Here is a 503-nt window from a genome sequence, read left to right as displayed (position 1 = left end):
CTGGTGGTCGGGCTGATCCACGAGATCCGTGACCGTTTTCCCGGTCTGGACCCGGCGGCCGTGGACGACATCGTCCTCGGGGTGGTGGGGCCGGTCGGTGATCAGGGTTCCGACATCGCCCGTATCGCCGCGATCGCGGCGGGATTGCCGGACACGGTGGCCGGTGTTCAGGAGAACCGCTTCTGCGCCTCGGGTCTGGAGGCCGTCAACCTGGCGGCCATGAAGGTCCGTTCGGGTTGGGAAGACCTGGTCCTCGCGGGCGGCGTGGAGTCCATGTCCCGCGTCCCCATGGCCTCCGACGGCGGCGCCTGGTTCAACGACCCGATGACGAACCTCGCCGTCGACTTCGTCCCGCAGGGCATCGGGGCGGACCTGATCGCGACGATCGAGGGCTTCTCCCGGCGGGACGTGGACGAGTACGCGGCGCTGTCGCAGGAGCGGGCGGCGACCGCGTGGAAGGAGAACCGCTTCGAGCGGTCGGTGGTCCCGGTGCGGGACCGCAG

At 70.2% G+C, this 503-nt stretch carries 1 protein-coding gene; it reads left to right on the top strand.

Annotation, left to right across the window (positions count from 1 at the left end):
- Positions 1-503, top strand: a 503-nt coding sequence (locus IE172_RS34250) for a thiolase family protein (protein WP_268253504.1), incomplete at both ends; no start/stop codon positions are given.

Origin of the sequence: Streptomyces griseoflavus, from assembly GCF_014649995.1 — a bacterium.
Taxonomy (GTDB): Bacteria; Actinomycetota; Actinomycetes; order Streptomycetales; family Streptomycetaceae; genus Streptomyces; species Streptomyces griseoflavus.
This window is presented reverse-complemented; position numbering and strand designations above follow the sequence as displayed.